The sequence below is a fragment of the Streptomyces sp. BYX5S genome (assembly GCF_054724165.1).
Genome location: NZ_CM138829.1, coordinates 540,853 through 561,311, shown reverse-complemented (window position 1 = coordinate 561,311; position 20,459 = coordinate 540,853). Strand labels below are relative to the sequence as shown.

At 70.9% G+C, this 20,459-nt stretch carries 19 protein-coding genes and 1 tRNA gene; 8 read left to right on the top strand and 12 right to left on the bottom strand.

The window, feature by feature from the left end; translation table 11 throughout:
- Positions 1-40: 40 nt before the first annotated feature.
- Complete coding sequence (locus ACYBSK_RS02570; RefSeq protein ID WP_460245036.1) at positions 41-901, bottom strand: exodeoxyribonuclease III; 861 nt, start codon at positions 899-901, stop codon at positions 41-43.
- 7 nt (positions 902-908) lie between these two features.
- Between ACYBSK_RS02570 and ACYBSK_RS02565 the strand changes: the two genes are divergently transcribed.
- A complete protein-coding gene (locus ACYBSK_RS02565) occupies positions 909-1,415 on the top strand; it encodes a GNAT family N-acetyltransferase (protein ID WP_460245035.1) in 507 nt (168 codons plus the stop codon).
- Positions 1,416-1,477: 62 nt separating this feature from the next.
- Here the strand turns inward: ACYBSK_RS02565 and ACYBSK_RS02560 are convergent.
- From ACYBSK_RS02560 to galU, 7 genes are all read right to left on the bottom strand, one after another.
- Positions 1,478-1,551: transfer RNA gene (locus ACYBSK_RS02560), tRNA-Ala, on the bottom strand.
- A 91-nt stretch (positions 1,552-1,642) separates the two neighbouring features.
- Positions 1,643-2,944: a divisome protein SepX/GlpR gene (gene sepX, locus ACYBSK_RS02555; RefSeq protein ID WP_460245034.1), complete on the bottom strand. Its 1,302-nt coding sequence runs from the start codon at positions 2,942-2,944 to the stop codon at positions 1,643-1,645.
- Between the two features lie 171 nt (positions 2,945-3,115).
- The gene (locus ACYBSK_RS02550; protein WP_457475171.1) at positions 3,116-3,760 is read right to left on the bottom strand and encodes a GNAT family N-acetyltransferase; all 645 of its coding nucleotides are present in this window, start codon (positions 3,758-3,760) and stop codon (positions 3,116-3,118) included.
- A 20-nt stretch (positions 3,761-3,780) separates the two neighbouring features.
- Positions 3,781-4,329 (bottom strand): MogA/MoaB family molybdenum cofactor biosynthesis protein, encoded by a 549-nt coding sequence (locus tag ACYBSK_RS02545; RefSeq protein ID WP_460245033.1) that lies wholly within the window; start codon positions 4,327-4,329, stop codon positions 3,781-3,783.
- Positions 4,326-4,844 carry a cyclic pyranopterin monophosphate synthase MoaC gene (gene moaC / locus ACYBSK_RS02540; protein ID WP_460245032.1) on the bottom strand — a complete coding sequence of 173 codons (519 nt, stop codon included), beginning with the start codon at positions 4,842-4,844 and terminating at the stop codon, positions 4,326-4,328. The genes ACYBSK_RS02545 and moaC overlap by 4 nt, the downstream gene beginning before the upstream one ends.
- Before the next feature lie 95 nt (positions 4,845-4,939).
- Positions 4,940-6,286: a molybdotransferase-like divisome protein Glp gene (gene glp / locus ACYBSK_RS02535; RefSeq protein WP_460245031.1), complete on the bottom strand. Its 1,347-nt coding sequence runs from the start codon at positions 6,284-6,286 to the stop codon at positions 4,940-4,942.
- 133 nt (positions 6,287-6,419) lie between these two features.
- On the bottom strand, positions 6,420-7,322 hold the full coding sequence (galU, locus tag ACYBSK_RS02530) for a UTP--glucose-1-phosphate uridylyltransferase GalU (protein ID WP_460245030.1): 903 nt from the start codon (positions 7,320-7,322) through the stop codon (positions 6,420-6,422).
- 94 nt (positions 7,323-7,416) lie between these two features.
- Here galU and ACYBSK_RS02525 point away from each other — a divergent pair, with 94 nt between their 5' ends.
- Positions 7,417-8,043, top strand: a complete 627-nt coding sequence (locus ACYBSK_RS02525) for a 5-formyltetrahydrofolate cyclo-ligase (protein WP_457475166.1) — start codon at positions 7,417-7,419, stop codon at positions 8,041-8,043.
- Between the two features lie 90 nt (positions 8,044-8,133).
- Here ACYBSK_RS02525 and ACYBSK_RS02520 read toward each other — a convergent pair whose 3' ends face one another.
- A complete protein-coding gene (locus ACYBSK_RS02520) occupies positions 8,134-10,887 on the bottom strand; it encodes a penicillin acylase family protein (RefSeq protein ID WP_460245029.1) in 2,754 nt (917 codons plus the stop codon).
- A gap of 237 nt (positions 10,888-11,124) precedes the next feature.
- Here ACYBSK_RS02520 and ACYBSK_RS02515 point away from each other — a divergent pair, with 237 nt between their 5' ends.
- From ACYBSK_RS02515 to mscL, 6 genes are all read left to right on the top strand, one after another.
- Positions 11,125-12,666, top strand: coding sequence for a potassium/proton antiporter (locus ACYBSK_RS02515; protein WP_457475164.1), 1,542 nt, complete (start codon positions 11,125-11,127; stop codon positions 12,664-12,666).
- A 237-nt stretch (positions 12,667-12,903) separates the two neighbouring features.
- Positions 12,904-14,196 (top strand): MFS transporter, encoded by a 1,293-nt coding sequence (locus ACYBSK_RS02510; RefSeq protein WP_460245028.1) that lies wholly within the window; start codon positions 12,904-12,906, stop codon positions 14,194-14,196.
- A 69-nt stretch (positions 14,197-14,265) separates the two neighbouring features.
- Positions 14,266-14,595: an FmdB family zinc ribbon protein gene (locus tag ACYBSK_RS02505; RefSeq protein WP_457475162.1), complete on the top strand. Its 330-nt coding sequence runs from the start codon at positions 14,266-14,268 to the stop codon at positions 14,593-14,595.
- Positions 14,596-14,679: 84 nt separating this feature from the next.
- Positions 14,680-15,534, top strand: a complete 855-nt coding sequence (locus ACYBSK_RS02500) for an S-methyl-5'-thioadenosine phosphorylase (protein WP_457475161.1) — start codon at positions 14,680-14,682, stop codon at positions 15,532-15,534.
- A 149-nt stretch (positions 15,535-15,683) separates the two neighbouring features.
- Positions 15,684-16,238, top strand: a complete 555-nt coding sequence (locus ACYBSK_RS02495; protein ID WP_460245027.1) for a hypothetical protein — start codon at positions 15,684-15,686, stop codon at positions 16,236-16,238.
- 117 nt (positions 16,239-16,355) lie between these two features.
- Positions 16,356-16,829 (top strand): large conductance mechanosensitive channel protein MscL, encoded by a 474-nt coding sequence (mscL, locus tag ACYBSK_RS02490; protein ID WP_457475159.1) that lies wholly within the window; start codon positions 16,356-16,358, stop codon positions 16,827-16,829.
- 19 nt (positions 16,830-16,848) lie between these two features.
- Here the strand turns inward: mscL and ACYBSK_RS02485 are convergent, their stop codons facing one another.
- From ACYBSK_RS02485 to pflB, 3 genes are read right to left on the bottom strand one after another with little or no spacing between them, the layout of a single operon-like run.
- The gene (locus ACYBSK_RS02485) at positions 16,849-17,049 is read right to left on the bottom strand and encodes a hypothetical protein (protein WP_460245026.1); all 201 of its coding nucleotides are present in this window, start codon (positions 17,047-17,049) and stop codon (positions 16,849-16,851) included.
- A 46-nt stretch (positions 17,050-17,095) separates the two neighbouring features.
- Entirely contained in the window at positions 17,096-17,908 is an 813-nt protein-coding gene (gene pflA / locus ACYBSK_RS02480; protein WP_460245025.1) for a pyruvate formate-lyase-activating protein, read from the bottom strand.
- Positions 17,909-17,956: 48 nt separating this feature from the next.
- Positions 17,957-20,227 carry a formate C-acetyltransferase gene (gene pflB, locus ACYBSK_RS02475; protein WP_460245024.1) on the bottom strand — a complete coding sequence of 757 codons (2,271 nt, stop codon included), beginning with the start codon at positions 20,225-20,227 and terminating at the stop codon, positions 17,957-17,959.
- Between the last annotated feature and the right edge of the window lie 232 nt (positions 20,228-20,459).

Sequence of the window (20,459 nt, the reverse complement as noted above, 5' to 3'; positions counted from 1 at the left end):
GAGGAACCGGACGGGGCCCCGTCGCGTCACCCTTCGGCGCCTACTCGAAGACGACGGTCACCGGCGCATGGTCCGACCACCGCTCGGCATGCGTGGCAGCCCGCTCGACGTAGCCCTTCACCGCGCGCCCGGCCAGCCCCGGCGTCGACACCATCAGGTCGATCCTCCAACCGCTGTCGTTGTCGAACGCCCGCCCGCGGTACGACCACCACGAGTACGGCCCCTCGACATCCGGATGCAGCGCCCGCACCACGTCGACGTACCCGCCGTCGGCCGGCGAGAAGACGGACGACAGCCACGCGCGCTCCTCCGGCAGGAAGCCGGAGTTCTTCTTGTTGCCCTTCCAGTTCTTGAGGTCGGCCTCCTGGTGCGCGATGTTCCAGTCGCCGCAGACCACGACCTCGCGGCCGTCGGCGGCGGCCCGCTCGCGCAGCTCCTTCAGATAGGGCAGGAACTCCCCCATGAACCGGATCTTCTCGTCCTGGCGCTCGGTGCCGACCTCGCCGGAGGGCAGGTAGAGACTGGCGACGGTGACGCCCGGCAGGTCCACCTCGACGTAGCGGCCGCTGTCGGCGAACTCGGACGAGCCGAAGCCGATCTGCACGCGCTCCGGCGCACGCCGCGAGTAGAGGGAGACGCCGGCCCGGCCCTTGGCGGCGGCCGGGGCGTGCACGACGTGCCAGCCCTCGGGCTCCCGCACGTTCTCGGGCAGCTGGTGCGGCTCGGCGCGCACTTCCTGAAGGCAGACGACGTCGGCGGAGGTCTCGGCGAGCCACTCCACGAAGCCCTTCTTGGCGGCGGCCCGGAGCCCGTTCACATTCACAGAGGTCACAGTCAGCACCCCGGCACGATACCGGCAGACTGGACAGCCGGGCCGTAAGCGTCCGCATAGAGTTACCATGCCTCGTATGACTATTCAGTTCGCCGGGGCCGCGTCCCCCACCCTGCGCCCCACCTCCTTCGGCCACCCCGACGCGATCGCGCTGAACGACCGCGTGCAGCTCGAATACGCGGAGCGCTACGGGGACGAGGGCGACGTCACACCGCTGGACCCGACGATGTTCGAGCCGCCGCGCGGCCTGTACCTGCTCGCGTACGACGCGTCGGGGACCCCGCTGGCGACGGGCGGCTGGCGCACGCAGGACGCGAACGACGAGGGGTACGCGGACGGGGACGCCGAGCTGAAGCGCATGTACGTCACGCCGGAGGCGCGCGGCCTGGGGCTGGCGCGCCGGATCCTGGCGGCGCTGGAGGAGGACGCGCGGGCGGCGGGGCGCACGCGGATGGTGCTGGAGACGGGGACGAAGCAGCCGGAGGCGATAGCCCTGTACACGTCGAGCGGGTACGAGCCGTGCGCCAAGTTCGGGCACTACCGGTTCGACGAGTTGAGCCGGTGCTTCGCGAAGCAGCTGTGAGCTACTGCCTCCTGAACGTGCGAAAGCCCCCGACGGTTTCCCGTCGGGGGCTTTCATTGCAGTGGACCTGAGGGGATTCGAACCCCTGGCCCCCTCGATGCGAACGAGGTGCGCTACCGGACTGCGCCACAGGCCCTTGCAACGAGTGAAACTCTAGCACCCCGATCCGGGTGCTTGGAAATCCGTTCCCTGGCTGGTCAGCCGGGAGGGCTCCGGCGTGGTCCGGCTCACTCGTTGGCGGCGCGCGGCCGGCCGTCGGTCCCCTCGTCGAACTGGTCGAAGAGCGGGGTGCGTCCGCGCTCGCGGGAGCGGCGGGCGGAGGCGGCGCGGCGGGCGTCGCTGCGTCCGTCGTCGGCCACCGGCTCGGCGGACTCCGGGGCGGGCTCGGCGGCCCGCTCCCGCTGCTCGGCCTGTTCCGCGGCGGAGGAGCGGGCGGCGCTCCACGTCTCGGGGGCGTTGTAGTCGATGCCGCTGGTGGCGCGCGGGGCGACGGGGGCGGTGACGTACGTGGGCAGGGGGACGGGGACCGGGTCCCAGCTGTCGCCGGGGCCGGGGTGGCGCTGCCGTTCGCGCTGCTGGTCGACCCACTCCTGGTGGTCGGTCTGCTCGACGAGGGCGCGGCGGTCGGCGGCGAGGGCTTCGAGGCCGGGGTCGGTGGCCGTCTCGTCCGCGGCTGGTCCGTCCTCCAGGTCCTCGGCCGCGGCGTGGGCCGCGGCCGGCTGCCGCCTGCGCGGCTGACGCTCGCGCAGGCGCTGGGCGGCGACTTCGGCGCGGCGGCGGTCCATGACGTAGGCGAAGCGGCGTCGTTCCTGGGTGCGCAGGTAGACGATGTACGCGCTCAGGAGCAGGGCGGGGGCGGCGGGTGCCCAGAGGAAGGCGATGCCGCCGACCGCGGCGACGACGGCGCCGACGGTGAAGGCGAGGAAGAGCAGCACGGTGGTGCGGCGGCGCCGCGCGAGCACCTTGCTGCGCCGGGCGCGCGCGGCCTGCGCCTGGGCCGCGACGGAAGCGGCGCGGGCGGAGCGGGACTTGGCGGCGGTCGCGGCCGCGGCCCCCGACTCGGCGCCCTCGCGGGCGGAGGCGGGTACGGGCACGCGCGCGGAGTCCCGGACGGAACCGGGCGCGGGCTCGCGCCCGGAATCGCGTCCGGTGTCGCGGACCGGCTCGCGCACCGAGGGGCGGGCGGACTCGCGGGCGGGTTCGGGGCGTTCGCGGCGTTCTCGCCCGGTTCGCGGGGGGTGCTGCTCCCCGGCCGGGGGCATGCCGATGTCCCGAACGTCCACCCCTTCGGTGGGCGCGTCCGGGTCGACCGGGTCGCCGTGCTCGTCCGACTCGGGCGAGCGTGCCTGGAGGTCCTTGGCGTACCGGCGCTCCATGCCCGCCCGACCGGAGAGAAGCCGGATGGCGGTGCTGAAGCGTTCCGTCGGACGAGCTTCGTTCAACTCGTCCTGCCTACGGAGCCACATCGGCACCAAGTAGGCGGCCCAGGCCCCGACGATGACTGCGTAGATGAGGCCGCTGCTGCTCACGGACACACCGTAGAGGGGTTTGCACGGGGCCATCCGCCAATTGAGCCGGTGTGTCGCACGATCTGGCTGATAATCCGAGCTTTTTTGCGACCGATGTGATCAACAGGCCGACGTTCGGGGGAATTCAATGGGCCGCCGGAGTGTCCCATCGATCAATTTCGAACATTTATTTCATTTCGAAGGGGCGCCCGGGTCAACCGTGTTGGGGGCTCCCGGACCTGCGGCATTGCCCCGGCGCTCGCGCCGGCGTCGCTTCAGGAGCCCTTCCGGGACCTCCTCCGCGGTGAGCGCGAAGACGAGGTGATCGCGCCAGGCGCCGTCGATGTGGAGATACCGTGGACGCAGGCCCTCCTCGCGGAATCCGAGTTTCTCCACGACCCTTCGGCTCGGCCCGTTCTCCGGCCGAATGCAGACCTCGATGCGGTGCAGCCCCACGGTCCGGAAGCAGTGGTCGACCGCGAGCGCGACGGCCGTCGGCATCACACCGCGGCCCGCCACCGACTGGTCCACCCAGTACCCGACGTGGCCCGAGCACATCGATCCCCAGGTGATCCCGGCGACGGTCAACTGCCCGACGAGGCGGCCCTGGTACTCGACGACGAAGGGCAGCATCCGGCCCGCGTTCGCCTCCGAGCGCAGGTGGCGCACCATTTGACGGTATGTCGGGCGGTGGGTGACCGGGCCGCTCGGCGTGGGCGGCGGGATGGTCGCCTCCCAGGGGCGCAGCCAGTCGCGGTTGCGCCGGTTCACCTCACGCCAGGCGCGCTGGTCGCGCAGCCTTATGGGGCGCAGGACGACATCGCCCTCCGCCAGCACGACGGGCCACGACGGGCTGTTCAGTGCGCACCCCCGGATGCCTGGGCGTCGGGTCTGGACCCGCTGCCGCCGGGTCCGGAATCGCTTCGCGGATGGTCGCCGCCGTGGATCTGGTCGACGGCGTGGGTCAGCAGCGGCCCGAGGACGGCGAGCCCGTCCTTCACGCCCCCGCTGGACCCCGGCAGGTTCACGATCAGTGTGCGCCCGGCGACCCCCGCGAGACCACGCGAGAGCGCCGCCGTGGGCACTTCCTCCCGGCCGTACGCCCGGATCGCCTCCGGGATGCCCGGCACCTCCCAATCGAGGACGCGGGCCGTCGCCTCGGGGGTGCGGTCGGTGGGCGAGATGCCGGTGCCGCCGGTGGTGACCACGACGTCGTAGGCCGCCTCGACGGCGGCGCGCAGGGCGGCCTCGACCGGGTCGCCGTCCGGCACGACCTGGGGGCCCTCGACGGCGAAGCCCAGCTCCCTGAGACCGGCGGCGATCAGGGGGCCGCCCTTGTCCTCGTAGACCCCGGCGGCGGCGCGGTTGGAGGCCGTGACGACGAGGGCGCGGTAGCGGTCGCTCATGCCCGCTCCTCCCGGTTCCAGGTGCCGGACTTGCCGCCCGTCTTCTCCTCGACCCGTACGTCGCTGATGACGGCTCCCTTGTCGACGGCCTTGACCATGTCGACGACCGTGAGCGCGGCGACGGAGACGGCGGTGAGCGCCTCCATCTCGACGCCGGTGCGGTCGGTGGTCTTCACGGTGGCGAGGATCTCGACCGCGTCGTCCGCGACGGACAGGTCGAGCTTCACACCGGAGACGGCCAGCGGGTGGCAGAGCGGGATCAGGTCGGGCGTGCGCTTGGCGCCCATGATGCCCGCGATCCGCGCCGTCGCGAGGGCGTCGCCCTTGGGGACGCCCTCGCCGCGCAGCAGTTCCACCACGCGCGGCGAGACGAGGACGCGGCCGCTGGCGCGGGCGGTGCGCGCGGTGACGTCCTTCTGCGACACGTCGACCATGCGGGCGGCGCCCGCCTCGTCGATGTGGGTGAGCCGGTCGGTCCGGTCCTGCTGGTTCTGCTGGTTCTGCGAGGTGCTCATGGTGCTGTGGCGCTCCCGATCCGAGCCGTGCGCGGTGCGGCGCGCCGGACGATTGTGCGCGACACGGTATCGCGCGCCTCGGACAGTGGGGCCTGTCAGCCCAGCAGGACCACGTCGACCTCGGTGCCGGGCTCCACGGACGTCGTGTCCTCGGGCACCACGATCAGCGAGTCCGCGTGCGCGAGCGCCGCGATGAGGTGCGAGCCGGCGCCGCCGACGGGGGCGACCTCGCCGACCGCCTCGTCGTAGGCGCCGCGCAGGAACTGGCGGCGGCCGGAGGGCGAGGTGAGCGCCTTGTCCGCGGTGAGGCGGGCGCGGACCGTGGGCCGGTGCACGGAGTCCCCGGGCAGGCCCATCAGGGCGCGGATGGCGGGGCGTACGAAGAGTTCGAAGGAGACGTACGACGACACGGGGTTGCCCGGCAGGGCGAGCAGCGGGGTGTGGTCGGGGCCGATGGAGCCGAAGCCCTGGGGCTTGCCGGGCTGCATGGCGAGCTTGCGGAACTCGACGCCGCTGCCCGCTGCGATGCCGTCCTCCTCGTCGGGGTCGCCGATGCCGCTGAGGGCCTCCTTGACGACGTCGTAGGCGCCGACGCTGACGCCGCCGGTGGTCACGACGAGGTCGGCGCGGATGAGCTGGTCCTCGATGGTGGAGCGGAGCGTCTCGGCGTCGTCGGCGACCGCGCCGACCCGGTAGGCGATGGCTCCGGCGTCGCGGGCCGCGGCGGTGAGGGCGAAGCTGTTGGAGTCGTAGATCTGGCCCTGCGCCAACTGCTCGCCGGGCTGGACGAGTTCGGTGCCGGTGGAGACGACGACCACGCGCGGGCGCGGGCACACGCGTACGGTGCCGCGGCCGATGGCGGCGAGCAGCGCGATCTGCGGCGGGCCGAGGACGGTGCCGGCGGCCAGGGCCCGGTCGCCGGCCTGTACGTCGCTGCCCTGCGCGCGTACGTGCGCGCGTGCTTCGGCGGGGCGGTGCACGCGGACCTCGCCCGACGCTCCCTCAGGGGAGGCGCTGTGGGCGGGCATCGAGGTGACGGGGCCCGCGCCGAGTCCGCCGTCGGTCCACTCGACGGGGACCACGGTCTCGGCGCCGGGCGGCAGCGGGGCGCCCGTCATGATGCGGGCGGCCTCGCCGGGGCCGACGGTGGGCTGTTCGGCCTGGCCGGCCGCGACGTCGCCGATGACCGTGAGCACGGCGGGGAATTCCTCGCTCGCGCCCGCGATGTCGGCGACGCGCACGGCGTATCCGTCCATCGAGCTGTTGTCGAAGGGCGGCAGCGACAGCGGGACCGTGACGTCCTCGACGAGGACACAGCCCTGCGCGTCGAGGAGTTGGAGCTCGATGGGGTCGAGCGCCCGGACGGTGCCGAGGATGTCCGCCAGGTGCTCGTCCACCGACCAGATCTGCGCTCGGTCCGTCGTGGCACTGAAACTGTTCACTGCTGCTCCTCGTTCCGGCGTGCTGGTTCTCCGGTGTCCTCCGGCTTTACTACCACGGGCGCAAAGTGCGGCCCATGAGGCGGTGTGCGGGAGGGGTTCCCAGGTCGGCCGGGGTGGTGGCGGCAGCTTGTGCTCAGATGCCCTCGGCTACGTAGTCGCGCAGCCATGTGCGGAAGTCCGGCCCCAGGTCCTCTCGTTCGCAGGCGAGGCGGACGATCGCCTTGAGGTAGTCGCCGCGGTCACCGGTGTCGTAGCGGCGGCCCTTGAAGACGACGCCGTGCACGGGGCCGCCGACCTTCTCGTCCGCGGCGAGCTGCTGGAGGGCGTCGGTGAGCTGGATCTCGCCGCCGCGGCCCGGCTCGGTCTTGCGCAGTATGTCGAAGACGGCGGGGTCCAGGACGTAGCGGCCGATGATGGCGTAGTTGGAGGGGGCGTCGGCCGGGTCGGGCTTCTCCACGAGGTCGGTGACCTTGACGACGCCGCCGTCGTCGGTGGACTGGACGGCGGCGCATCCGTAGAGGTGGATCTGCGAGGGCTCGACCTCCATGAGGGCGACGACGCTGCCGCCGTGCTCCTCCTGGACCTCGACCATCTTCTGGAGCAGCGGGTCGCGGGGGTCGATCAGGTCGTCGCCGAGGAGGACGGCGAACGGTTCGTCGCCCACGTGCGGGGCGGCGCACAGGACGGCGTGGCCGAGGCCCCGGGGGTCGCCCTGGCGCACGTAGTGGATGGTGGCGAGGTCGTTGGACTCCTGGACCTTGGCCAGCCGGTCAGCGTCGCCCTTCTTCTCAAGGGCGGACTCCAGCTCGTGGTTGCGGTCGAAGTGGTCCTCGAGCGGCCGCTTGTTGCGGCCCGTGATCATCAGTACGTCGCCGAGTCCCGCTGACGCGGCTTCTTCGACCACGTACTGGATCGCCGGCTTGTCGACGACCGGAAGCATCTCTTTCGGCGTCGCCTTGGTGGCCGGGAGGAACCGGGTTCCGAGGCCGGCTGCGGGGATGACAGCCTTGGTGATCCTGGTGTGCGCGTCAGTCATGCGGGTCACCATATCCGGCGGCTATGGGCGGAATCTGTGGGTCCGCTTTGTAGCTACATATATGAGCCGAATAGGAAAGGTTTGTGCCCCGGCTATGAGTCCGCACACGACAGACCCGCGCGGGTCCCACCCTGACAAGCGTTCATTGCGGCGGGAGCTCCTGCGGGTGAGGAACGCGTTGACAGAGGATGACGTGCGGGAGACGCAGAAGGTTGTGGCGCGACGCGCGCTGGAGCTCGACGAGTTGGCGGCGGCGCGCACCGTGGCGGCCTACGTCTCCGTGGGCGGCGAGCCGGGGACGGGGGCCCTCCTTGACGCCCTCCGCGCGCGCGGGACGCGCGTTCTGCTGCCGGTGCTGTTGCCCGACAACGACCTGGACTGGGGTGTGTACGCCGGGGCCGGGTCGCTGAAGAGCGTGCAACACCCGGGGCGGATCACCCTGTTGGAGCCCGGCGGCGAGCGGCTCGGCCCCGAGGCCGTCCTGGCGGCGGACGCCGTGCTGCTGCCGGGGCTCGCCGTGGACGACCGCGGGATGCGGCTGGGGCGCGGCGGAGGCTCGTACGACCGGGTGCTCGCGCGTCTGGAGGCGGCCGGGGTCCGGCCCGCTCTGGTGGTGCTGCTGCACGACAGCGAGGTCGTCGCGCACGTCCCGGCGGAGGCGCACGACAAGGCGGTGGACGCGGTCGTCACGCCCTCGGGCGTGCGGCGGTTCGGCCGGTAGCCCGGGAGGGCTCCGGCGGGGTCGGGAACACGGGAAGGGGCCTCCACGCGCGCGTGGAGGCCCCTTCCCGGTTCTACGGCGTTGCTCCGGCTACGGCTTGAGGACCAGCGTGTCCTCGGTGCTGTCGCCGACGGCCTTCTCGGAGAAGTGCCAGGGCAGCAGGTCACCCGCGACCCACTTCTCGGTCTGGTCCGTGTAGTGGTCGCTGTAGGTGTGCCCCGAGGCGCCGGTGAGGTTGATCCACTTCGACTTGTCGAGGTCGGCCATGTTGACCACCATCCGCATGGACGGCACCCAGTCGACCCCGTAGCCGCCCGCGGCGTTCCAGCCGGTCGCGTTCACGGCCGCCTCGCCGCCGCCCAGCTTGAAGGGGCCGCGGTTGAGGACGTACTGGAGCCAGCCCGGTCCCTCGGTGCCGAGGGTCTGGTTCTTCAGCTCCAGCTTGTGCAGCCGGCCCCAGCTCCAGGTGTCGATGTCCTTGCCGAGCTTGGCCGTGAGGTCCCAGCGGGCGTCCTCCATGGCGCGCGAGAACAGCTGGTCACGGTTCTTGGTGGGGTCGTTCGTGCGGCTGCCCGACGTCTTCCACCAGTCGTTCTTCTCGTCCTTGATGATCTTGCGGACGACCTCGAACCAGCGGTCGCCGCCGTCCGGCTGCGCCTGGGACGCGTCCCGCTCGCCGCACTCGCGCACTTCCTGGTCGTCGTCGGCCGGCCCGCTGTTGTCGACCGGCTCGACGTTCAGGCACTGGCCCTCGATGCGCAGCTCCTTGGGCAGCTTGTTGCCGAAGGCGAGCTTCAGGATGTTGCGCCACACCGAGTTGAAGTAGGCGGCGGCCGCCGAGTCCGGGTTCTGGGTGTAGTCCCAGTTCTCCAGGAGCTGCTGCGCCTGCCGGACGTCCGGGTCGTCGACGTCGATCTTCATCAGGTAGGGCACGAGCAGCTTGGCGATGTCGCTGCTGTTGTCCATCTGCATGGTGCGCATGTCGTCGGTGGAGACCTTGCCGCCGTCCTTGATCTTCGACTCGATCAGGTCGGTGATGCGCTGGCTGCGGGCGCCGTAGCCCCAGTCCTTGGTCAGCGTGTACGGGTAGTTGTCGTCGACCACGGCCTGGTTGGCGGTCACGATGTAGCCGCGCTTGGGGTTGAACTCGTACGGCAGCTCGGACTGCTTGATGTAGCCGGTCCAGCGGTACGCGGAGTCCCAGCCGGGGGACGGCAGCGAGCCGTCGCCCTCGCCGCGGACCGGGATGCGGCCCGGCAGCTGGTAGCCGATGTTGCCCTCGGTGTCGGCGTAGGTGAGGTTCTGCGAGGGGACCTGGAAGTCGGTCGCGGCCTCGCGGAACTCCGACCAGTTCGACGCCCGGTCGATCTCGAAGACGGCGTCCATGGTGTTGCCCGGCTGGAGCGCGGTCCAGCGCAGCGCGACGCCGTAGCCGTCGCCGCGGTCGGGGGCCGCCGCGTCCACGCCGGCCTTCTTGCCGACCTTGACGAGTTCGGTGTTGCGGTCGGACAGCAGTGGCCCGTTGTCCGTCTCGCGGATCGTGATCGTCTTGGACTCGCCGCCGGCGACCTTGATGGTCTCCTTGCGGGTCTTGAACGGCACGGTCTTGTCGTCGACCAGGTAGCCGTCGCCGCTGAACTTCTCCAGGTACAGGTCGGTGACGTCGACACCGGAGTTGGTCAGGCCCCAGGAGATGTCCTGGTTGTGGCCGATGATCACGCCCGGCATGCCGGCGAAGGTGTAACCCGCGGCGTCGTACTGGCACTTGCTGGACACGCTCGTGCAGTGCAGGCCCATCTGGTACCAGACGGAGGGCAGTTGCGGCGCCAGGTGCGGGTCGTTGGCCAGCAGCGGCTTGCCGGTGATGGTGTGGTCGCCCGAGACCACCCACGAGTTGGAGCCGATGCCGTTGCCGTTCGGGCCCAGGCCCGCGGACTCGGGAATCTTGTCCAGGACGTCCGTGAGACCGCCCAGCTGGCTCTCCAGGCCGCTGGGAGCAGCCGCGTCGCCCGTGAGGCCGGTGCCCGCCGCCCCGGCCGTCTGCGTGCCCGTGCCGCCCTGCGCGGAGGTGTCGTAGGACTTCGTGGCGCTGTTGTAGCCGCCCTCCTGCACGATCGGCTTGTGCCGCGTGTACGGGTAGTCCGGGTACAGGTCGGCGATCTGCTTCGGGCCGAGCCGGCTCGTCATCAGCGAGCGGTCGATCTCCTCCTGCATGTTGCCGCGCAGGTCCCAGGCCATCGCCTTGAGCCAGGCCACCGAGTCGACCGGGTCCCACTTCTGCGGCTTGTAGTCGTTCTCGAAGCCGAGGGCGACGTATTCGGCGGAGATCTCCTTGCCGCTCTTGCCGGACAGGTAGGAGTTGACTCCCTTGGAGTACGCCTGGAGGTACTTCTTCGTCGAGGGCGACAGCTTGGAGTCGTACTCCTTCTTCGCCACCCGGTGCCAGCCCAGGGTGCGCAGGAACTCGTCCGTCTTGACCTGGCCCTTGCCGAACATCTCGGAGAGCCGACCGGAGGTCGTATGGCGCCGCACGTCCATCTCGTAGAACCGGTCCTGCGCCTGCACGAAGCCCTGCGCCATGAACAGGTCCTCGTCCGAGGACGCGTAGATCTGCGGGACCCCGTAACTGTCCCGCTTGACCTGAACCGGCCCGTCGAGGCCGTCGAGTTGGATCGACCCCGTCGTCTGCGGCATGGACGCGCGGACGCTGTCGACGCTCCAGTAGGCGCCGAATCCGATGCCCGCCAGAACGGCCAACACCAGGACGATCACGATCAGTCGGGCTCGGCGCCCCTTCTTCTTGCCGGGCGGGCCACCGGCAGAGGCGTTCGTAGTGGAGGGCATCGGGGTCCTTGCTGTCCTTCGCTAACCGGGCGGGGAGCGAGAGCAACCTTACGAGCAGCGGGATGCGTGCCCGGACGCGGACCAGGGAAGCGGGGCTCCACAAGGGGTGGGCGGGCGGATCCGGCATCAAGAAAGCGTTAACGATTAGGTAAGGTAACGAAGTAACTCCCGCCCCTCTGGAAGGACCGGCCCCTGACTGTCCACCACCTCAACCAGCTCCTGCTCGTCAGCGCACTCGTGCTGCTCGTGGCGGTCGTCGCCGTGCGCATCTCCTCCCGCAGCGGACTGCCGAGCCTTCTGCTCTACCTCGGTATCGGCGTCCTCATGGGCCAGGACGGGATCGGCAACGTCTCGTTCAGCAACGCCGAACTGACGCAGGTCATCGGATACGCGGCGCTCGTCGTGATCCTCGCCGAAGGTGGTCTGGGCACGAAGTGGAAACAGATCAAGCCCGCACTGCCCGCGGCCGCCGCCCTGTCGCTCGTGGGCGTCACCGTGAGCGTGGGCGTGACCGCCGCCGGCGCGCACTACCTGGTGGGCCTGGAGTGGCAGCAGGCGCTCATCATCGGCGCGGTGGTCTCCTCCACGGACGCGGCGGCCGTCTTCTCCGTCCTGCGCAGGGTGCCGCTCCCCTCGCGTGTGACCGGTGTCCTGGAGGCCGAGTCCGGCTTCAACGACGCCCCTGTCGTCATCCTCGTGGTCGCGTTCTCCGCCAAGGGCCCCATCGAGCACTGGTACGTCCTCGTCGGCGAGATCGCCCTGGAGCTCGCCATCGGCGCCGCCGTCGGCCTCGCGATCGGCTGGCTCGGCTCGTACGGACTGCGCCACGTGGCGCTGCCCGCCTCCGGCCTCTACCCGATCGCCGTCATGGCCATCGCCACCGTCGCGTACGCGGCGGGCGCCACCGTCCACGGCAGTGGCTTCCTCGCCGTCTACCTGGCCGCCATGGTGATGGGCAACGCCAAGCTGCCGCACTGGCCGGCCACCCGCGGCTTCGCCGAAGGGCTCGGCTGGATCGCGCAGATCGGCATGTTCGTCCTGCTCGGCCTGCTCGTCACGCCGCACGAACTGGCCGACGACATCGTGCCCGCGCTCCTCATCGGCCTGGTCCTCACGATGGTCGCGCGGCCCCTGTCGGTCGTCATCAGCCTGCTGCCCTTCCGCATACCGTGGCCGGAGAAGGCCCTCATGTCGTGGGCCGGGCTGCGCGGCGCCGTACCGATCATCCTGGCGACCATCCCGATGGTCACGGGGGTCGCCGACAGCCAGCGCATCTTCAACGTCGTCTTCGTCCTGGTCGTCGTCTACACGCTCATCCAGGGGCCCACGCTGCCGTGGCTCGCCGGGAAGCTGCGGCTGGGCGGCTCCACCGACGCCGCCGACCTCGGCATCGAATCGGCGCCCCTGGAGCGGCTGCGCGGGCACCTGCTGTCCGTCTCCGTGCCGAAGACCTCGCGGATGCACGGCGTGGAGGTCGGCGAACTGCGGCTGCCCAAGGGCGCCGCCGTGACCCTCGTCGTCCGCGACGGAACCTCCTTCGTGCCCTCGCCGACCACCGTGCTGCGCCGGGACGACGAGCTCCTGGTGGTCGCCACGGACCCGGTGCGGGACGCCGCCGAGGCGCGGCTGCGGGCCGTCGCCCAGGGCGGCAAGCTGGCCGGCTGGCTCGGCACGGACGGGCAGAACGGCCAGGTCGGGCGGGACGGGCCCGAGGGGAGGCGGCGGCGCCAGGGGACACGGGACGCCCGCGGGGTCCCTGGGAGCCCGGACGCCCGTTAGCATGGATGCACAGACCATGTACGACCGACTCTGCCTGACGTAGAGCCGGCGCGACCGCAAAGCGGCCGCGGTCCCCTTGCAGCACTGTGCTTCGCAGCGCCCGAACTGCTTGGCCCAGGGCCTCTCCTGGCGCGGACCGTAGGTATCACTCGGTTCCCGGCGCATGAGGACGGCTCTCGGCGCGCACCCCTCGACCAGGAGGCCCGCGCGCTACCAGGCGGCAGAAAGGCGAGGGCCGTGCCACAGAAGGCCACGGTCACCGACCCCCGCACCGAGCGGGCCCCGCGTCCGGGCTACGGACAGCTTCTGCGCACCCGCGGCGCCTGGACGTTCCTGCTTCCCGGCTTCGCGGCGCGCCAGCCGTTCGCGATGCTGACGATCTCCATCGTGCTGCTCGTGCAGCACACCACCGGCAGCTACGGCACCGCGGGCGCGGTCTCCGCGACGACCGGTGTCTCCATGGCGCTCTTCGCGCCCTACAGCGGCAAGCTGGCCGACCGGTTCGGGCAGCGGGCCGTGCTGCTGCCCGGGGTGCTCGTGCACTCCGCCTCGGGGCTCACGCTGACGGTGCTCGCACTGTCCGGCGCGCCCACCTGGGCACTGTTCCTGGCGGCGGTGCCGACCGGCGCCTCCACCCCGCAGGTCGGGCCCATGGTGCGGGCCCGCTGGGGCGTGAAGCTGAACGGCTCGCCCCTGATGCAGACGGCCGCCGCCTTCGAGTCGGTCACCGACGAGTTCACCTTCGTCCTCGGCCCGCTGTTCGCGACGGCCCTGTGCACCGGCATCGATCCGGCCGCCGGGCTGCTCACCGAGGCCGCGCTCACGCTCGTCGGCGGCCTGCTGTTCGCCGCCCAGAAGGGCACCCAGCCGCCCGTGGCCGGACTCGGGGAGCACGCGCGCGTGCCGCACACCTCCGCGCTGCGGGTGCCCGGTGTGCGCGTCCTGATCGTCACGTTCCTCGGCATCGGCGCCGTCTTCGGCGGCATGCAGGTCTCCCTGGCCGCGTACACCGAGTCGATCGGCGAGCCCGGCCTCAACGGCGTCCTGTACGGGATCTTCGCCGCGGGCAACATGCTGTCGGGCCTCGTCTGCGGCGCCGTCGCCTGGAAGGCCGCCCCGCAGCGCCGCCTCCTCGTCGGCTACACGGCGCTGGCCGTCATGGCCTCGGGGCTGTGGGCGGCGCAGTCCGTGGTCCTGCTCGCCGGGCTCGGCCTGCTGGTCGGCGTGTGCATCGCGCCGTCCCTGATCACGGGCTACACGCTGGTCGAGAGGATCGTCCCCGCGGGTGCCCGCACCGAGGCCTTCACCTGGCTGACCGGGGCGGTCGCGCTCGGTCAGGCGGCCGCCGTGACGGTGTCCGGGCAGCTGGAGGACCGCTTCTGGGACGGGGCCGGATTCCTCGTCCCGATGGGCGGCACGGTGCTCGCCCTGGTGGTCATGTTCCTGCTGCGTTCCCGGCTCGTGCCGCCGCCCGTGGGGCGGACGGTGGCACGTGGTGTGGGTCACCGCGAGCCGGTGGCAGTGGACTGATCCCGCGGAATAGGTCACTATGGAGCGTCGTTAGCACTCATCGAGTGAGAGTGCCAGGAGGAAGACACAGTGCCGACTTACCAGTACCAGTGCACCGAGTGCGGCGAGGGCCTCGAGGCGGTGCAGAAGTTCACGGATGATGCCCTGACCGTGTGCCCCAACTGCAACGGCCGCCTCAAGAAGGTGTTCTCGGCCGTCGGCATCGTGTTCAAGGGCTCCGGCTTCTACCGCAACGACAGCCGTGGCTCCTCGTCGAGCAGCAGCCCGGCGTCGTCCTCGAAGTCGTCGTCCGAGACGAAGTCCTCGGACGCGAAGTCGTCCTCCGACTCGAAGTCCTCGACGTCGGCCTCGTCGAGCTCGTCGAGTTCGTCCAGCTCCTCGACGTCCTCCGCCGCGTAGGCGGAGCCGCGAAACCTTACGAGACCCTGTCGTCCTCGGACGACAGGGTCTTCGGCGTTCCCGGCGTGACTACTGTGCTGACCCATGGCGACCAACGTGCACGCAAGCGCCGCCGCCGAGATCGGCGTGATCGGCGGCTCCGGCTTCTACTCGTTCATGGACGACGTGACCGAGGTCCGCGTCGACACCCCCTACGGGCCGCCGAGCGACTCGCTCTTCCTCGGTGAGGTGGCGGGGCGCCGGGTCGCCTTCCTGCCCCGGCACGGCCGCGGCCACCATCTGCCACCGCACCGCATCAACTACCGCGCCAACCTGTGGGCGCTGCGCTCGGTGGGCGTGCGCCAGGTCCTCGGCCCGTGCGCGGTGGGCGGGCTGCGCCCCGAGTACGGCCCCGGCACGCTGCTCGTGCCCGACCAGTTCGTGGACCGTACGAAGGCGCGGGCGCAGACCTACTTCGACGGGCAGCCGCTGCCGGACGGCTCCGTGCCGAACGTCGTGCACGTCTCCCCCGCCGACCCGTACTGCCCCACCGGGCGCCGGGTCGCGGTGAAGGCCGCGCGCGGCAAGGGCTGGGAGCCGGTGGACGGCGGGACGCTCGTGGTGGTCGAGGGCCCGCGGTTCTCCACCCGCGCCGAGTCGCGCTGGCACGCGGCGATGGGCTGGTCGGTGGTCGGCATGACCGGCCATCCGGAGGCGGCGCTCGCCCGTGAACTGGAGCTCTGCTACACGTCGTTGACCTTGGTCACGGATCTGGACGCGGGCGCCGAGAGCGGCGAGGGCGTCTCCCACGAGGAGGTGCTGCGGGTCTTCGCGGCCAACGTGGACCGGCTGCGGACGGTGCTGTTCGACGCGGTGGCGGGGCTGCCGGCGGACGGGGAGCGGGACTGTGCGTGCGCGGGGGCGCTGGGCGGGATGGACCCGGGGTTCCGGCTGCCGTGATCCCGGAATTGCCCCTTCGCGTGAAGGAGTTGTCCACAACCGCTCGGTAGTGCACGGGGCTCAGCGGGGTCCGGCGGCGAGACGGATCGTGGTCGGCGAGACGGGCGCGGTGTCCGTCCGGCCCGACCGATCCGCAGGCGGTGGCGACTGTGTCCGCATCTGTCCCGTACCAGCTCAGCATTCCTCCGACGACCGAGGTGCCGCCCTTCGCTCCCGTGCGGGTGCGCGGTGCGCGGTGGCGGCCGGGGCGCGCGGGCAGGCGCCGCCGCGGCCCGGTCGTCGCGGTGGGCCTCGCCCTGACGGCGGCGGCGCTGGCGGCCGCGGTGCCGTCGTCCGGCGCGGGGCAGGAGGCCGGGCCCGCGCGGGGCCGGGCGGCGCCGGCCGAGCGGGCGGCCCCGGCGGCCGTGACCGTGTCGGCGCCGGTGCGGATCGCGGACGCGGGGGCGGTGCGGCTGTTGCGGCCGGGCGACCGGGTCGACGTGGTGGCGGCGCGGGCGGACGGCAGGGCCGGGGTGCGGGTGCTGGCGTCGGGGGCGCGGGTGGCGTCCGTGCCGAAGCCGGGGCCAACTCTCGGTCACGGCGCGCAGATCGGCGAAACCTCGGCCGAGGGCGGCGCGTTGGTGGTGCTGACGGTGGCGCGCGCGACGGCGACACGGCTCGCGGGGGCGGGCGCCGCTTCCCGGTTGGCGGTGACGGTGTGGTGACGTATGTCTCTCCAAGTCCCCCGATCGAGCTACCGAATTGGACAGGTCTGACCCGAACTGTCGTAGGTTGCGGAAGCGTTTACTCCACAACCTGGACATGTGAAGAGAGGCCTTCTGGTGAGCGAGAAGAACGAACCGGGCGTGTGGGAAGGCTTCAAGGCCTTCCTCATGCGCGGGAATGTGGTCGACCTGGCCGTCGCCGTGGTCATCGGCGCCGCGTTCACCAAGATCGTGAACTCGGTGGTGGAGGGGGTCATCAACCCCATCGTCGGCGCGTTCGGCACGCAGGACCTGAACAAGTACGCGTACTGCCTCAAGGACCCGTGCGAGAAGGCGGCGGACGGCACGACCACCGGCATCGAGATCATGTGGGGCACGGTGCTCAGTGCCGCCATCAGCTTCCTGATCACGGCCGCCGTCGTCTACTTCCTGATGGTGCTGCCGATGGCCAAGTACCTCGCCCGGCAGGCCGCGAAGAAGGCCGAGAGGGAGGGCACCCAGGAGGTGCTGGAGGTCACCGAGCTGGAGGTCCTCAAGGAGATCCGCGACTCCCTCGTGGCGCAGCGCGGCACGGGGCACGACGAGTCCTAGCGCGGAGCGCCCAGGCCCTTCAGATGTGGTGGGGCGGCTTCTCGTCGAGGAAGCGGGCCAGGTCGGCGGCGCTGTTGTCGCCGGCCGCCGGCCGCTCGCCCCAGCCACGGTCCGAGTCGTCGGCGGACTGCGCCGTCAGCGGGTCGTCGAAGATCAGCGCGGCCTTGGGGTCACGCTTCTTCGGGTCGCGCTTGGCGGGGTCGGGGGCGGGACTGCTCATGGCTCCAGGGTACGTCGACCGGGGCGGTGGCCCCCGGAGTGCGGGTTCAGACCGCCGTGAGGCCGTGGGACTCGAAGATCGCCTTGGCGGCGGCGACCTGCTCGGGAGTGGGCGAGGGGGTGTCGTGCAGCGTGAAGGTCTTGCCGAGCGCCTGCCACTTCGCCTCGCCGAGCTTGTGGAAGGGCAGCACGTCGACCCGGGAGACGTTGCCGAGGGAGCCCGCGAAGGCGGCGACGCCCTCGATGTTGGCGGGATCGTCGGTCAGGCCGGGCACGAGCACGAAGCGCACCCACACGTTCTTGCCGAGGTCGGCGAGGCGGTGCGCGAAGTCCAGGGTGGGTTGCAGCGGACGCCCGGTGACGTGCTTGTACGTGTCCCGGTCCCAGGACTTGATGTCGAGCAGCACCAGGTCCACGTCACGCAGCAGCGCGTCCGTGGCGCGTACGCCGAGGAAGCCCGAGGTGTCGAGGGCGGTGTGCAGGCCCAGCTCGTGCTTGAAGCGGTGCAGCAGCTCGCCGGCGAAGACCGGCTGGAGCAGGGGCTCGCCGCCGCTGATGGTGGCGCCGCCGCCGGCCGCCTCGATGAATCGGGTGTACTTGGCGGCTTCGGCGACGAGCCGGTCGGCGGAGGTGCGCTTGCCGTTGCGCATCCTCCAGGTGTCGGGGTTGTGGCAGTACAGGCAGGTCAGCGGGCAGCCGGAGAGGAACGTCACGAAGCGGGTGCCCGGCCCGTCGACCCCGGTCGACAGGTCCCAGGAGTGCACCGATCCCTCGACGGGGCGGTGGGTCGCGGCGGCGGCCGGGGTGGCGGCGTCGTTCGCCGCCGGCTTCTTGGCGGGCTGGGTGAGCAGCACGGTCATGGCGTTCCTCCTCGTGTCCTTCGGGGTGTCCCGGTCCGGCGGACCGGCTCAGAGGGAGCCGTGGAAGGTGCGGTTGATGACGTCCAGCTGCTGCTCGCGCGTCAGACGGACGAAGTTCACCGCGTAGCCGGAGACCCGGATGGTGAGCTGCGGATAGTTCTCCGGGTGCTCCATCGCGTCCTCAAGGGTCGCCTTGTTGAGGACGTTGACGTTCATGTGGAAGCCGTCGCTGGCCATGAACCCGTCGAGGACGCCGGACAGGTTGCCGATCCGCTCGGTGGGCGTGCGGCCGAGCGCGTCCGGGGTGATCGTGTTGGTCAGCGAGATGCCGTCCTCGGCGTCGTCGTAGGGCAGCTTCGCGACCGACAGCGCGGAGGCGATGTAACCGTGCTCGTCGCGCCCGTTCATCGGGTTGGCGCCGGGGGCGAACGGGGTGCCGGCTCGGCGGCCGTCCGGGGTGTTGCCGGTCTTCTTGCCGTAGACGACGTTCGAGGTGATCGTCAGCACGGACTGGGTGTGCACCGCGTCGCGGTAGGTCGGGTGCTTGCGGACCTTCTCCATGAAGCCGTGGACGATGCGCTGGGCGATCTCGTCGGCGCGGTCGTCGTTGTTGCCGTAGGCCGGGTAGTCCCCCTCGATCTCGTAGTCGACGGCGAGGCCGGTCTCGTCGCGGATCACCTTGACGTCGGCGTGCTTGATCGCCGAGAGGGAGTCGGCGGCGACCGAGAGGCCCGCGATGCCGCACGCCATGGTGCGCAGGATGTCCTGGTCGTGCAGGGCCATCTCGATGCGCTCGTAGGCGTACTTGTCGTGCATGTAGTGGATGACGTTGAGCGCGTGGACGTACGTCTTCGCCAGCCAGTCGAGCATCGCGTCGTAGCGCTCGGCGACGACTTCGTAGTCGAGGTGGTCGCCCTCGATGGGCTCGAAGCCCTCGACGACGCGCTTGCCGGTCTTCTCGTCGCGGCCGCCGTTGATCGCGTAGAGGAGCGCCTTGGCGACGTTCACGCGGGCGCCGAAGAACTGCATCTGCTTGCCGACGGCCATCGCGGAGACGCAGCAGGCGATGGCGGTGTCGTCGCCGTACTTGGGGCGCATCAGCTCGTCGGACTCGAACTGGATGGCCGAGGTGTCGATGGCGACCTGCGAGGCGAAGTCCTTGAAGCCCTTGGGCAGTTCGCGCGACCAGAAGACCGTGAGGTTCGGCTCGGGGGCCGGGCCGAGGTTGTAGAGGGTCTGCAGGGCGCGGAAGGTGGTGCGCGAGACGAGGGGGCGGCCGTCCTCGCCGATCCCGGCCATCGACCAGGTGACCCAGGTCGGGTCGCCGGAGTAGAGGTCGTTGTACTCGGGGGTGCGCAGGAAGCGGACGATGCGGAGCTTGATGACGAAGTCGTCGATGAACTCCTGGGCCTCGGTCTCGGTGATCCGGCCGGCCTCGATGTCGCGCTGGAGGTAGATGTCGAGGAAGTTGTCGATGCGGCCGATCGACATGGCCGCACCGTTCTGCTCCTTCACGGCGGCGAGGTAGGCGAAGTACAGCCACTGCACGGCCTCGCGGCCGGTGCGCGCCGGACCGGAGATGTCGTAGCCGTACGCCATGGCCATCGACTTGAGTTCGTTCAGCGCCTTGATCTGCTCGGAGATCTCCTCGCGGTCCCGGATGACGTGCTCGGTGGGCCACTCGGCGCCGAGCCGGTCCTTGTCGGCCTGCTTGGCGGTGATGAGCCGGTCGACGCCGTAGAGGGCGACGCGGCGGTAGTCGCCGATGATGCGGCCGCGGCCGTAGGCGTCGGGCAGGCCGGTGATGATGCCGGAGGAGCGGCAGGCGCGGATCTCGGGGGTGTAGGCGTCGAAGACGCCTTCGTTGTGGGTCTTGCGGAGGTGGGTGTAGATCTCCTTGACCTCGGGATCGGCCTCGTAGCCGTACGCGTTGAGGGCGCCCTCGACCATCCGCCAGCCGCCGTTGGGCATGATGGCGCGCTTCAGCGGGGCGTCGGTCTGGAGGCCGACGATGAGGTCGTTGTGGTCGGCGGGCGTGCCGTCGATGTAGCCGGGCTTGAAGGCGTCGATCCGGGACGGGGTCTTCACGTCGACGTCGTGGACGCCGCGCTCGATCTCGGCGGGGAACATCCCCAGGAGCTTGTCCCAGACGGCCGTGGTGCGCTCGGTCGGTCCCGCGAGGAAGGAGCCGTCGCCCTCGTAGGGGGTGTAGTTCTGCTGGACGAAGTCGCGGACGTCGATGGCGTCCCGCCACAGCCCGCCCTTGAAACCCTCCCAGGCCTCGCCGTGCGTCGTCTTTTCCGCGGGAGTGGCAGTCATCTGCGGCACCTTCCCCATCTCTTCGACCGCTGGGTTGCTACCTGTTCATTGCACTCCTGTCGGGGTCGTCGGAGGGGCCGCAATAGTCCCGACTTCAGGACCGTAGGACCCTATTTGGCGCCGAATCACACCCCGATCACCGCGCTGAGCTGGGGTTTTGTTCGGGACTTTCGACCCAGGTTCGCTTGTGAACACATTCACAAGAAATGTGCCGCTTTTCCGTGCTACCTGA